Here is a 13,368-nt window from a genome sequence, read left to right on the forward strand (position 1 = left end):
GGAAAGACTATGCATCATCGTTATGACGTTCTGGTTGTCGGGGCGGGCGGCGCAGGCCTGATGGCGGCGCTGTACGCGGCCAAGGGCAACGTGTCGGTCGCCTGCATCAGCAAGCTCTACCCCACCCGCTCGCACACCGGCGCGGCGCAGGGCGGTATCGGCGCGGCCCTGGGCAACGTCGCCGAAGACCACTGGGAATGGCACATGTTCGACACGGTCAAGGGCGGCGACTACCTGACCGACCAGGACGCGGCCGAGGTGTTTTCCAAGGACATCATCGACGTCGTGTACGAACTCGAGCACATGGGTCTGCCCTTCTCGCGCACGGCGGACGGCAAGATCGCCCAGCGCAAGTTCGGTGGGCACACCCGCGAGTTCGGCAAGGCCGCCGTCGAGCGCAGCTGCTACGCCAAGGACCGCACCGGCCACATGATCCTCCAGACGCTGTACCAACAGAACGTCAAGGCCGGCACGCTGTTCTTCAACGAGTTCCACGTCACCGACCTCCTCATCGAGGACGGGCGCTGCCGGGGCGTCGTCGCCTACGAGCTCTCGACGGGCGAACTGCACACCTTCCACGCCAAGGCCGTGATTCTGGCGGCGGGCGGCTATGGACGCATCTTCAAGATCACGTCGAACGCCGTGACCCTGACGGGCGACCTCATGAGCATCTACTACCGCAAGGGCCTGCCGCTCGAGGACATGGAGTTCTACCAGTTCCACCCGACGGGCCTCGCCAAACTGGGTATCCTGGTCACGGAAGGCATCCGCGGCGAGGGCGGCATCCTGCGCAACGAGGGCGGCGAGCGCTTCATGGAGCGCTACGCGCCGACCATCAAGGACCTCGCGCCGCGCGATATCGTCTCGCGCAGCATCATCACCGAGATTCGCGAGGGCCGGGGCGTAGGCCGCGACAAGGACGCCGTGAACATCGACCTGACGCACCTGCCGCGCGAGGTCATCGAGGGCAAGCTCGCCGAGATCACGGACCTGGCGCGCACCTATCTGGGGCTTGACCCAGTCAAGGACCTCGTGCCGATCCAGCCGACCGCGCACTACGCGATGGGCGGCATCCCGACCGACCTCAACGGCCTGTGCCTCTCGGACGGCAACGGCGGCTCGGTCGAGGGGTTGTACGCGGCCGGCGAACAGGCGTGCGTGTCGCTGCACGGTGCCAACCGTCTGGGCACCAACAGCCTCGGCGACCTCGTGGTGTTCGGCCGCCGGGCGGGCATCTACGCTGCGCAGTACGCCCGCCAGGTCGAATTCGCCGACCTGCCCGAAGACCCGCAGGCCGAGAGCCGTGCTCTGTTCGACTCGCTGCGCCAGGGCACCGGCAAGGAGAACGCCGCCGTGATCCGCAAGGAGTTGCAGGAGTCGATGATGAATAACGTCGGCATCTTCCGCAACGGCCCGGACATGGAAAAGCAGGTCGACATCCTGAAGGACCTCAAGGCGCGTTACCGCAACGTGACGGTCGGCGACCCCAGCAAGCGCTACAACAGCGAACTGATCGAGGCGATGGAACTGGGCTTTGCCCTGGACTGCGCCGAGGCCATGACCGCCAGCGCCCTGAACCGCACCGAGTCGCGCGGCGCGCACGACCGCGAGGACTTCACCGAGCGCAACGACGTGGACTGGCTCAAGCACACCATGGCCTACAAGGACCTGGACAAGCCCGGTAACGTGCTCATCGGTTACAAAGACGTGGCCCTCAAAGGCTTTACGCGGGCCTTTGAGCCCAAACCGCGCGTCTACTGAACCGCGCCTCTTTCCCGCCATCACCCTCCGTAAAGGACGGTTTCTGAAATGCCCGAACTTTTTCCTCCTACCAACTCCACCCAGTCGGCGCCCCAACCGGGCGTGCCGATGCTCAAGGTCAAGGTCAAGATTCTGCGCTTCAACCCCGAGACCGACAAGAAGGCGCACTGGGAGACCTACGAGGTCGAGGCTCAGCCCAGCGACCGCGTCCTGGACGTGATTCACCAGGTCAAGTGGTTCATCGACCCCAGCCTAGCCCTGCGCCGGTCGTGCATGCACGGCATCTGCGGCAGCGACGCCATGCTGATCCAGGGCCGCAACCGCCTGGCCTGCAAGACGCTCGTGCGCGACGTGATCAAGAAGAGCGGCGACACCGTTACCGTCGAGCCCATTCGCGGCCTGAAGGTCGAGAGGGACCTCGTCGTGGATATGGAGCCCTTCTTCGACTCGTACAAGGCGATCATGCCGTACTTCATCAACGAGTCGCCGGCGCCCGCCACCGAGCGCGTCCAGTCCGAAGAGCAGGCCGAGCGCATGGCCCACTCCTCGAACTGCATCCTGTGTGCGTGCTGCACGACCTCCTGCCCGATCTTCTGGGTCAACGGAAGCTACATCGGGCCGGCCAGCATCGTGCAGGCGCACCGCTTCATCTTCGACAGCCGTGACCAGGCGACCAATCAGCGCCTGAACATCATGAACCAGAATACTGGGGTCTGGCGCTGCCGCACTGCCTACAACTGCACCGAAGCGTGCCCCCGCGACATCCCGATCACCCAGCTCATTGAGGAAGTCAAGCGCGCCGTGATGTACCAGCAGGCGTAAGCAGGACACACGACAGCGGCGCGGAGGCCTTGAGCCTCCGCGCCGCTCTCCTGTCGGGCGCTCAGAATTGCAGAGCGTACTTCGCGCCGTCGCTGCCCACACAGTCGCCGATGCCGTGCTCAGTCGCGTCCACGGTGAGGGTGCAGGTCAGGGTGCTCGGCGAGGCGCCCAGCGTCCGGGCGATGAGGTTGCCGGTGCGCGAGGCCACGGCGACCGGTCCGTTCGCCGGGGTGTCCAGGCGTGTGCCCCAGCCCAACGCGCCGTCACCGTCCAGACGGGTGCCGCCGCCGAAGCCCAGGCTCAGGCCCCAGCCGGCGGGCAGCGGGCCGACCACACCGCCGCTGACAATGGCCGTGCGCCCGGTGTAGGCCTGCGACCCGATGCGGATCACCACGTTGTCGCCCGCCGAGCCGTTGACGTAGCCGGGACGCAGGGTGCCGCGCGTGAAACTCACGGTGCCCTCCTCGCCGGTCTGGCCGTTCACGATGCGGCCCGTGACCGGCCCGGTCATCGTCGGCGCGCAGGAGGCCAGGAGACAGGCGGCAGCGGCACTCAGGAACAGGGGGGCGAGCTTCATCATCGTTGCAGTGTAGTGGGGAGGCCGGACCACGCGGTGAGCGCCGTCCTCATGGCCGCCCCATCACTGCGGGCCGGCTTAGGGCTGAGGCGTACTCGTCACGACCTCGTGCATCTCCAGCACGTTGGGCCCGCTGAAGGCCTCGCGGGGCAGCGAGCCGCTGCGGGCGTGGCCCTGCCGGAAGGCGTCACTCTGAGTCCAGGCCTCGAAGGCCTCGCGGCTTTCCCAAAAGGTCAGGACGACGAAGGGTTCGCCCTCCTTGGTGGGGCGCAGCACGTGGTTGGCGACGAAGCCGGGCATGCCGTCCACCAGCCCCGCGCGCTCACGGAAACGCTCGGCGAACTGGTCGTGGTACTCGGGGTTGACATAGATGCGGTTGGCGACGGTGATCATGGGGTTCCTCCCTGTCGGGTCTCGAAGGTGTGGACGAAGGCTTCCTGCCCGGCCGTCTCGATCGTACCGGGCCGCGCGCGCCGCACGAGAGCGACCGCCTCCGTGGCTCCCAGTCCACCCTGCACGAGCAGGCACGCGGCGGTCAATCCCGCGCGGCCCAACCCCCCCCGGCAGTGCACGACCACCCGGCGGCCGTCGAGCAGCGCGTCCATGAGTTCGTCGAGCAGCGCCCCGAAGGCGGCGAGGTCCTGCGGCACCTCCCGGTCGGGAATGGGGCAGGGCGCGAGCACGATGCCTCGGCGCGCAGCTTCCTCGTGGTAGCCCCCCATGTTCAGCAGCTCGAACTCGAACTCCTCGATGAGGGGGGCAAGGACACTCACGCCCTCTGCGGCCAGCACGCGGAAATCCTCGGCCATGTCGCGGCTGTGCGTGACGCCGGGATGCAGCAGACTCACGCCCTGCTTGCCCGGCGCGAAGGTGAGACCCAGACGCCCCGGCCACAGCGAGGTATCGGCCCAGTCGATGCGCAGCGGTCCACTCATGGCGTCACCGGCTCTCCGCCAACCAGCGCGCGGCGTCCAGCGCGTGGTAGGTGATGATGGCGTCGGCCCCGGCGCGGCGCATCCCGATCAGGGTTTCGAGGACCGTGCGGCGCTCGTCCATGAACCCGAGCTGCGCGGCCGCCTTGACCATCGCGTACTCGCCCGAGACGTTGTAGGTGACGAGCGGCAGGTCGAACTCGTCGCGCAGCAGCTTGAGCACGTCGAGATACGCCAGTGCCGGCTTGACCATGAGGTAGTCGGCGTCCTCGGCCACGTCCAGCCGGGCCTCGCGCAGCGCCTCGCGGTAGCCGCCCGCCGGGTCCATCTGGTAGCTGGCGCGGTCGCCCACGCTGGGGGTGCTGCCCGCCGCGTCGCGGAAGGGGCCGTAATAGGCGCTGGCGTACTTGACCGCGTAGCTCATGATCGGCACGTGTCCGAAGCCCGCCTCGTCCAGCCCGGCGCGGATGGCCGCCACCTGGCCGTCCATCATGGCGCTGGGGGCTACGACGTCCGCCCCGGCACGGGCCTGCGAGACGGCCGTGCGCGCCAGCAGCTCCAGCGTGGGGTCGTTGTCCACCGTCCACCCGCCGTCACCGACCTCGCACAGCGGGCCGCAGTGGCCGTGGTCGGTGTACTCGCACAGACAGGTGTCGGCGATGACGGTCAGTTCGGGGAGAGCGGCCTTGATGGCGCGGGTCGCCCGCTGGATCACGCCTTCGTCGTCGTAGGCGCCGCCGCCCAGCGCGTCCTTGGCATCCGGAATCCCGAAGAGGATCACCGAACGGATGCCCAGCGCCAGCGCCGCGCGCGCCGACTCGACCGCGCTGCCGATACTGTGGCGCATGACACCGGGCATGGTGGCGACCGGCGTGTCGTCCTGGCGCTCGTGCACGAACATCGGGTGGATGAGGTGCGCGGGCGCGAGCGTGACCTCGCGTGTCAGGGCGCGCAGCGCGGGGGTGCGGCGCAGCCGGCGGGGCCGCTGGGCAGGCAGGGGAAGACTCATGCCCACAAGGCTAGCGCGGGGCGGCAAGGCAGACGCCTACCGGGGCGACAATGGCCTCGCTGGGACGTCCGCCGCCCACACCCTCTCAAGAGCCGAAGCACGGGCAGCCCGCGACCGAAAAGATGGGTCCTCAGCGGCCAAGTAGCCTCTACTTCCCCTCCCCGATCAGGGTCAGGCCCAGCAGCGCCGGGTTGGCTCCCTTGCCCTCGCTCACCAGAGTGACCGACTTGATGACGGCCTCGGGGCGAGGGTTGATCCACTCCAGCACCGGCACGGCAACCGCGAGGCCGTCGCGGGTCTTGCCGCTCCAACCGGGCGCCGGAATCATGCTCGTGGCTTCAGTGTCGGTCCAGGCGCGGATATGGCGGCCGTATTCGAGAGGCTGGGTGAGGCGACGGCCGTCGGCATACTCGATCTCGTAGCGCCCCACGACCTCACGGTTCAGCGCGGCGGTCCAGCCGGTCGTGTGCAGGAAGGCCAGGGCGTCGGCCTTGCGCCCCAGGTCCACCGTCACGCGCTCGGGGAGGTCTTTGGCAGCGGCGCGCGACCCGCGCAGCATGACCGCGCCCGAGACGGCGAAGGTGTAAGCCCCGATGCGCGTGGTCCCGCGTGGCAGGTTCCGCAGGTCGGTGTCCGGCCCCTTGAGAATCCAGCCCTTGCCCTCGTCGGTCAGTGGGCGCGTGACCAGCGGCGTCAGGTCGGCGAGGTACCCGGTCTGGGCGCGGTAGGCCGTGGGCTGGTAGAGGTCGCGGTACAGGCCCTCGGCCCCGGTCAGGGTGGGGGCCGCCGGGTTCCAGAAGGCGGCGGCGCCGCGCACGTAGGCCACGCCCTGGTTCGCCGCACCGTCCCAGATGCTGGGGTTGCCGAAGTAGCCGGTCCAGCGGGTCTGGATCATACCGGCCGCGCCCGCCTGCACGCTGCCCTTCGCCAGCGCCTCGGCATTGCCGGGGTCGGCCCAGCTCGCGCCCAGGACCGGAAAGCCCAGCGTCTTGATCTGGCCCAGCAGCGCGCTGCCGGTGCCGGGAATGTAGTTCCAGTACGCCACCTGGATGTCTTTGGGCAACCGGGCAGGCAGGGTGGCGATCACCGAGTCGGAAAAGGCCACGTCGTGCCACATCATCGTGCCGACGTTCAGGGCCTTCAGCTCGCCGTGCAGCCGCAGAACATCATCCACGAACAGTTTCTCGAAGCCGGCGGCCCTGCCGTTCGCGCGCGCCGGAAAGCGGTCGCGGTTGCGTACCTCGTCATGGCCGATGTGCAGCCGCGTGGGCCGGAAGGTCTCGACCGCCTCTTTCAGGATGGGCACGACGACCCGTGAGTAGGTCGCCGGGTTCAGTGTGTCGTAGGCGTAGGGCTCCTTCGAGTCAGGGTCCTGGGCGAGATCGAGATTCTTGCCGCCGTAGAACATCCAGCCCGTGTGCCCCAGCGTCTCGATGAGGGGAATGGGTTCCAAGCCGTAACTGCGCGCCAGATCGGCCACCCGCCGAGCCTCGGCCTTGGTCGCGCCGCCGGGGTGCGCGAACCCGCCCGCACGCGCCGTGTCCCACTGCACGTAGTTGCTCATGACGAGTACGGCGTTATACTTCAGCGCCGCGAGCATCGGGATCAGGCGGTCGTTGACGCCCTGGCTGGAGCTGTCGAGGTAGATCATGGCGACGCGTGTGGACAGACCGGGCCGGTCGCTGATGCGTGCGAAGCGCAGGCCCTGAGGCGTCAGGAGCTGCCGGAGCGTCTGTGCGCCCGCGTAAGCCCCGCGCGCGTCGGCGCCGACCACGTATGCGCCCCCCGCCTCGACCCACAGCACGTACCCCTCAGGACCGCTGGCGGTCAGTCCGGCCGCCTGCACCTTCGCGGCCAGGGCAGGGTCGGCCAGCGTGCCCACCGTAACGGCGGCCCCGGTGCCGGAAGCGTCGGCCAACGTCTGACCCAGCCGCGTCTGCCACTCGGCGCGCAGGTCGCGGGCGGCCCAGCCGAGTTCAGGCGCCGTGCCGACCAGCTTCAGGCCCAGGCCCGCCAGGGGCAGCGTCCCGGCCGGAAAGCTTGCCTGCTGCGGCGTGGGCACCAGCGTCGCGGCCGGGACCTGCGCGCGGGCCTGGGCAGTGGGCGTCAGCGTGACGGGCGCCGCCTGCGCCGCGCCGGCCAGCAGGGCCGCAAGCAGGGGCCAGAAGGGCAGGTGGTTCATTGCCCGCCATTGTGTCGCGCGGGTAGGGAGGGTGGGTGAGGACCGGGCGCAAAGAGGGGGCGGCGGGGTCTCCCCCGCCGCCCCCTGCCTGGCCTCCGGCTTTACAGGCTCGCGTTCCAGGACTTCACGATGTCGTCCATCGCAGCCTTGACGGTCTTGGTGCCGGCCATCGCGGCCTCGATGTTGTCCTTGAAGACCTTGTTCAGTTTGCTGGCGTCGGGATACACCAGGGTCAGGTCCTTGGCCTTCTTCAACTCGGTGCTGGCGACCAGGCGGCCCTGGCTCACGGCGTCGCTGCCCCCCTGCTTGAAGAACTTGTCGGTGCTGGCCTTCACCGTGCTCGGGAAGGTCGTCTTGGTGGCGCGCGAGAAGGCGAGCTGGTTGACGTCGTTCGTCAGGAACAGCGCGAGCTTCTGGGCGGCGGCCGGGTCACGCACGCCCTTGGGTACGGTGAAACCCATCAGGCCCGTGTGGATGACGTTGCCCGCGATGTTGATGGGATAGGGCGCGACCTTCGTCTTGCCGTATACGTCTTTGTTGTCGTTCTCGACGCGCAGGATGAACTGCGGCCCCGTGATGAGCATCCCCAGCTTGCCGGCCGAATACAGCTCGGTGGCGGCCGTGTAGCCCCGGCGCATGGTGTCCTCGGGGATATAGCCCTTCTTGTACAGGTCGACGTACTGCTGCACGAGCGCGATGTGCTGCGGGCTGTTGAACACGGCCTTGGCGCCGGCCTTGTCGAGCACCGGCAGACCCGCTTCCTGGAACAGGTACAGCATGTTGATGCCGTTGATGTTCGGCATGAAACCGTACATGCCGGTCTTGTCCTTGATCTGCTTGGCGGCGGCCATCAGCGTCTGGATGGTGCGCGGGGGGTTGTTGGGGTCCAGTCCCGCCTTCTTGAAGATGTCGGTGTTGTAGGCAACCACCTTAGGCGACCAGTACCACGGCACGCCCACGACCTTGCCGTCAATGGTGAAGGTCGAGAGGGTGTTGGCGAAGTACAGCTTCTTCTGGGCGTCGGTCAGGGTCATGGGCGAGAGGGCGCCCTGCTCGGAGAGCTTGACGACCATGTCCGACGACAGGTTCACGGCGGCGGGCGGGCGACCCGAGGCGACGGCGGCCAGGAGCTTTTGCTCCATCGCGTTGGCGGGCACGTCCACCCATTTGAGCTCCACGTTCGGATTTTCCTTCTCGAACTGCGTGACCAGCCGGTTCATCTCGTCGTTGAACAGGGGCGCGAGGCTGATGGTCCAGAATTCCAGCTGGGTCTTCTGGGCGGCGGCGGTGCTGGCGGCGAGTAGGGCAGCGGTAATGAGAAACTTCTTCATGTCTTCTCCTTGACAGTGGGGGGGTGCGGGGGATGTGACTGTCACTGTAGCGCGGGCCGCGCCGCCCCGGCTGAGAACCCACTCGGCCGGGGCGGCCTTTTCCGGGCCGCTCCGGACCTGGCTCACCCCGCGCACTGGGCCCTTGCCCCGGTCCCTGCCTGGCTCCACGCGTGCCCGATTGCTCTAGGCTGGGCCGCGTGACCACACCCGAACCGCTTCCCTCTCCCGGCGCGCTGACGATGGTGGACCTTCCCGGCCCGGTGCTCGATGCCGACACGGCCGCGCATCTGCGGCGCTGGGGCGTGGGCGCGGTATGCCTGTTCGGCAAGAACGTGCAGTCGCCGGAACAGCTCCGGACGCTGTGCGCCGACCTGCGGGAGGTGCTGGGCGAGCACGCCCTCATCGCCCTGGATCACGAGGGTGGAGCCATCCTGCGCCCACACTTCTGGCCTTTCGTGCCGAGTGCCATGAGCCTGGGCGCCGCCGCCGACCCCGCCCTGACCGGGGAGATGAACGCGGTGCTGGCGCGGCAGCTACGGGCCGTGGGGGTCAACTGGAACTTCGCGCCGGTCCTCGACGTGAACGTGAACCCCGCCAACCCGGTGATCGGCGAACGGGCCTACGGGTCCGACCCGGCCCTCGTCACGCGGCATGGCCGGGCGGCGCTGGCCGGCCACGCGCAGGAAGGCGTGGCTGCCTGCGTCAAACACTTTCCGGGGCACGGCGACACCTTCCAGGACAGTCACCTGACCCTGCCGCGCGTGGACCGGCCGCGCACCGAACTGGACGCGGGCGAGCTGGCCCCCTTCCGCACCCTGCTGGACGTGACCCCGGCGGTGATGACCGCCCACATCATCTACCCCGCGCTGGACCCACAGCACCCGGCGACCCTCTCACGGCCTATCCTGACCGGACTGCTGCGCGACGAGTGGGGCTACGGCGGCGTCGTCGTGACCGACAGCATGGGGATGCAGGCCATCGACGCCCACTACGGCCGGGGTGAGGCAGGCGTACTCGCCCTGCGCGCCGGAGCGGATCTGGTCATGGCCCTGGGTCGCCGTGAGGCGCAGGAGGCGACCCTGGAGGCCATCGCAGCGGCGCTCCGGGCGGGCGAGATGCCGGACGCCGGGGCCAAATTGGGTCGCCTGCGCGCGCTGGCCCGGCAGTACCCCTCGCACGGCGGCCCCCTGCCCGACCTCGCGGCCGACCGGCCGGCCGTCGTCGAGGCCTGGGCACGCGGCCTGACCGGGTGGCGCGGCCCGGTGGCCCCACCGCCCGGCTCGCGGGTCCGGCTGGTGGCCCACCGCACCCCTGTGCGCGAGAACGTCAGCGAGGCCGGAGCCGACGCCGAGACCCTGGCCCGCGACCTGGGGACTGTCTACGACGTGGACCTGCATGCCTTCGAATCGCCGGACGCCCTGGATTGGGCGGCCCTGGGAAGCAGCGACGTGCCGGTGATCCTGGCGACCACCTTCCGACACCGGCAACCGGCGCTGCGCGGCGCGCGGCCGGACCTTCACCTCGCTCTGTACAACCCCTACGCCGTGCTGGACGTGGACGCCCCGGCCGTGCTGGCCTACGGCTTCCGGCCCGAAGCCCGCGCGGCGCTGCTGGGCTGGCTGCAGGGCGATCGGGACCTGCCGGGTACGCTGCCCTTCGGGGCATGACACCCCTACCCGGTGTCGGTGCGGAACTACAGCGCCCAGTGCTCTAGACAAACGCCTGCGTCTCCTGCTGGCCGCCGCGACTCTTCGCCTAGGTCCTAATCCAGCTTGCCGGTAAAGGTCCCTTCCCAGACGTTCAGGATGCGGCCCTCGTTGACGAGCAGCACCGCCGGATACTCCCCGATCCGCAGTTGCCGCGCGAAGGTGGTCGCCTCCTCACCGCGCCAGGGGGTCAGGCCGCCGGGCGCGGGAGCAGGCACGTCCTCGGCGTTCACAGCGCGGACCGGCAGGCCACTGGCCAGCAGGTCACGCCACAGTGGCCCCAGATCGCCGCAGTCGTGGGTATAGACCACGACCACTTCGCGCGCCGCACTCTGCCAGGGATGCGCCGGCAGCGTCTCGCCGAGGCGCACGCGGGCCTCCGCGCTCGGCGCGCCGAGGAGAAGCAGCAGCCCCAGCAGCGGCGCCCCGCGCCCGGTGGGCCGCTTCACGCGCGTGCCGGCCGGACGCCGGGAGTGGGCCAGAGGGCAGTCGGGAGGCGGGTCATGGGGCCGACTATGCCGTGTGGGCCGGACCGGAACATGATCCGGCCATGAGAGCCGCCATGCCCTGGCCTGCCCTCCTCAGAAGAACCCCGCCCAGGCAGGTGACCGGGCGGGGTCATGAGAACTCAAAGGACTTCAGGGGGTGGCGGGCGTCTTGGCCGGCGCGGTCTGGGTGCCTGCGGGCGGAGCCGGGGTGCTCGCCTGGGTGCGTACCAGCTTCAGGGCGTCGGGATCGGGCGTCTCGTCGCGCAGGGGCGCCGGGTTGGCGTCGGGCGCGTAGCCGGGCAACTGCTCGATCTCCACGCGGCGCTGCACGATATTCTGCGGCGGCGTGAACTCGGTGGCGATCAGGCCCGTCGTGCGGTCGATGCTCACGAGCTTGGTGCGCGGGTCTTCTCCCCCGGCCGAGAAGGTGGTCTCGCGGTACACGGGCGCCTGCCGGATTTCCTCGGGGGCGTCGGCGACCGCGCCCGAACGGTAGGCGGGCAGCACGCTGGCCAGCTGCACGTTGGGCAGGTAGCCGGGGTCCGGCGCGGGCGTGTAGGTGATACCGGGGGGCTGCTGGAACTGGGTGACGGTCTTGCCCTGGTGCGCGAGCTGCATCATGCGCCGCCAGATGGGCGCGTTGACATAACCCGAGTAGTAGGTGGTCGGCATGAAGCCGCCCTGCTGCTTGCCGACCCACACCGCGCCCGTGTAGAGCGGCGTGGTGCCCACGAACCAGAAGTCCTTGGGGCCGTTGCTGGTCCCGGTCTTGCCGGCCACGGGCCAGTCGCCGAACTTGGCGCGGCCCGCCAGTCCGCCCTGGCGCTCGGTAAGGTCGTTCACCACGCCCCGGATCAGGTCCAGGCCGGTCCAGGCATACTGCGGTGACCAGATGCGGTTGGGCTTGTTCGTCTCGTTGCTCACGTCGTACAGCACCTCGCCGCGCGCGTCGGTCACGCGGGTGACGTAGCGCGGCGCGTGGTACAGCCCGCCGTTCACGAAGGGCGCGTAGGCGGCCGCCATCTTGACCGGGGTGGTCTCGACCGCGCCGAGCGCCGCCGCGTAGCCGGTACCGTCGTTGGGGGCGATGTCCAGCGAGCGCAGCTTGGCGAAGAAGTTGTTCAGGCCGACGCGCTGCGCGAGGCGCACGGTCACGAGGTTCAGCGAGCGGTCGAGCGCCTCGCGGATGGTCATGTCGCGGTAGGAGGTCTTGCCCTCGTAGTTCTGGGGCTCGTAGACCCCGCCCTTGCAGCCCTCGCACGGCAGGCTGATGGGCCGGTCGGGCTCACGCAGGCTCTGTTCGGCGCCCTGCGAAAGCGCCGTGTTGTACAGCAGCGGCTTGATGGTCGAACCGATCTGGCGCTGGCCCTGCGCGGCGTTGTTCCAGTCGGGCGGCGGCTGGTTGCCGTTGAGCTTCTGCCCCACCATGCCCAGAACGTCGGCGGTGTAGGGGTCGATGACCACGGCCGCCAGCGTCGAGCCGTAGGGCAGGCCCTGACCGTCGCCGAGGTAGTAGCCGTACCGGGCTTCACGGCTGGCCGTCTCGACCGCCGCCTGCACCTTGGGGTCCAGGGTGGTGTAGACCCGCAGGCCGCCCGTGCCGTAGACCCGCTCGCGCCCGAACCGCTTGACGAGCTCCTGTTCGACCTGCCCCATGAAGTGCGGCGCGCGGGTGGCCCGGGCCGCCTCGAGTTCCTTGGCGCGGCGGTTCACGAGGGTGGCCCCCGTCACGTTACCTTTGGCGTCGTAGCTCACCTGCCAGCCACGCGGCTGGAGTTTTTCCTTCCAGGCGGCGTCGGCCTGCGTGTGCGTGATCCACTTGTCCTCGACCATGTGGTTCAGGACCGCCTTCATGTACGGCCGCATCGCCTTGTAATCGAAGTAACGGCCCGCGCTGGGTACCAGGACGGTCAGGTAGGCGCTCTGGGCCAGGGTGAGCTTGTCAGGGGTGGTCCGGAAATAGGCCTGCGCCGCCGAGTAGATGCCGTACAGCTCGACCGGTCCGCCGTCGCCCCAGTAGATGACGTTGAGGTAGTCCTGGAGGATCTCGGACTTGGTGAAGCTGCGCTCGACCTGGAGGCTGAGCATCCACTCCTTGATCTTGCGGTCGGGGGTGCGGGCCTGGTTGTACTCGTCAAGCAGCAGGGTGTTCTTGACGAGCTGATTGGTGAGGGTCGAGCCGCCCTGCACCTCCTCGCCCTGGGCCAGACGCTGCACCTGCCGCCCGATCCCCAGCGGGTCGAGGCCGTAGTGCTCGAAAAAGCGCCGGTCCTCGTTGCTGATCAGGGCCGCGATCATGTAGGGGCTGATCTCGTTGAGGCGGACAATGGTGCGGCTGATCGCCTGATCCCCGATGCGCGGAATCAGGTTGCCGAGCTGCGAGTTGTCGCGGGCGAAGACCTTCGTCTCGGCGCCCAGCGAGAGGCTGTCAAGCTGGCGGTAGTCGGGCAGCTCACGCGACCACTTGGTCACGTAGGTCGCGGCCACGCCCGCTCCGGCGACCAGCGCCGCGATGATCAGCGAGGTCAGGAATTTGAGAAAACGCAGGAAGAAGATCAAT

Annotated in this window: 11 protein-coding genes; 3 read left to right on the plus strand and 8 right to left on the minus strand. The window is 69.0% G+C overall.

From position 1 onward, the window contains the following. Positions 1 to 9 precede the first annotated feature (9 nt). Together sdhA and ASF71_RS02190 are read left to right on the plus strand one after the other, a co-directional pair. Positions 10 to 1,761: a succinate dehydrogenase flavoprotein subunit gene (sdhA, locus tag ASF71_RS02185; RefSeq protein WP_056294115.1), complete on the plus strand. Its 1,752-nt coding sequence runs from the start codon at positions 10 to 12 to the stop codon at positions 1,759 to 1,761. Between the two features lie 108 nt (positions 1,762 to 1,869). Next, the gene (locus tag ASF71_RS02190; RefSeq protein ID WP_369814953.1) at positions 1,870 to 2,583 is read left to right on the plus strand and encodes a succinate dehydrogenase iron-sulfur subunit; all 714 of its coding nucleotides are present in this window, start codon (positions 1,870 to 1,872) and stop codon (positions 2,581 to 2,583) included. A 61-nt stretch (positions 2,584 to 2,644) separates the two neighbouring features. Here ASF71_RS02190 and ASF71_RS02195 read toward each other — a convergent pair whose 3' ends face one another. The 6 genes from ASF71_RS02195 to ASF71_RS02220 form a co-directional block, all read right to left on the minus strand. After that, positions 2,645 to 3,163, minus strand: a complete 519-nt coding sequence (locus ASF71_RS02195; RefSeq protein ID WP_056294122.1) for a hypothetical protein — start codon at positions 3,161 to 3,163, stop codon at positions 2,645 to 2,647. A 75-nt stretch (positions 3,164 to 3,238) separates the two neighbouring features. Next, positions 3,239 to 3,553, minus strand: a complete 315-nt coding sequence (locus ASF71_RS02200) for an antibiotic biosynthesis monooxygenase (protein ID WP_056294125.1) — start codon at positions 3,551 to 3,553, stop codon at positions 3,239 to 3,241. After that, on the minus strand, positions 3,550 to 4,095 hold the full coding sequence (locus ASF71_RS02205; RefSeq protein WP_056294129.1) for a cyclin-dependent kinase inhibitor 3 family protein: 546 nt from the start codon (positions 4,093 to 4,095) through the stop codon (positions 3,550 to 3,552). The genes ASF71_RS02200 and ASF71_RS02205 overlap by 4 nt, the downstream gene beginning before the upstream one ends. Before the next feature lie 4 nt (positions 4,096 to 4,099). Beyond that, on the minus strand, positions 4,100 to 5,101 hold the full coding sequence (hemB, locus tag ASF71_RS02210; RefSeq protein ID WP_056294132.1) for a porphobilinogen synthase: 1,002 nt from the start codon (positions 5,099 to 5,101) through the stop codon (positions 4,100 to 4,102). 148 nt (positions 5,102 to 5,249) lie between these two features. Next, entirely contained in the window at positions 5,250 to 7,283 is a 2,034-nt protein-coding gene (locus ASF71_RS02215; protein WP_056294136.1) for a beta-N-acetylhexosaminidase, read from the minus strand. A 101-nt stretch (positions 7,284 to 7,384) separates the two neighbouring features. Further along, positions 7,385 to 8,614 carry a sugar ABC transporter substrate-binding protein gene (locus ASF71_RS02220; protein ID WP_056294138.1) on the minus strand — a complete coding sequence of 410 codons (1,230 nt, stop codon included), beginning with the start codon at positions 8,612 to 8,614 and terminating at the stop codon, positions 7,385 to 7,387. 197 nt (positions 8,615 to 8,811) lie between these two features. On the opposite strand from ASF71_RS02220, the gene nagZ reads away from it, so the two are divergent. Beyond that, entirely contained in the window at positions 8,812 to 10,281 is a 1,470-nt protein-coding gene (nagZ, locus tag ASF71_RS02225; RefSeq protein WP_235514089.1) for a beta-N-acetylhexosaminidase, read from the plus strand. A 95-nt stretch (positions 10,282 to 10,376) separates the two neighbouring features. Here nagZ and ASF71_RS24460 read toward each other — a convergent pair whose 3' ends face one another. Together ASF71_RS24460 and ASF71_RS02235 are read right to left on the minus strand one after the other, a co-directional pair. Then, positions 10,377 to 10,769, minus strand: coding sequence for a hypothetical protein (locus tag ASF71_RS24460; RefSeq protein ID WP_056294144.1), 393 nt, complete (start codon positions 10,767 to 10,769; stop codon positions 10,377 to 10,379). A gap of 189 nt (positions 10,770 to 10,958) precedes the next feature. Beyond that, positions 10,959 to 13,367, minus strand: a complete 2,409-nt coding sequence (locus ASF71_RS02235; RefSeq protein WP_056294147.1) for a transglycosylase domain-containing protein — start codon at positions 13,365 to 13,367, stop codon at positions 10,959 to 10,961. Position 13,368 lies beyond the last annotated feature (1 nt).

This window comes from Deinococcus sp. Leaf326, assembly GCF_001424185.1.
GTDB lineage: Bacteria > Deinococcota > Deinococci > Deinococcales > Deinococcaceae > Deinococcus.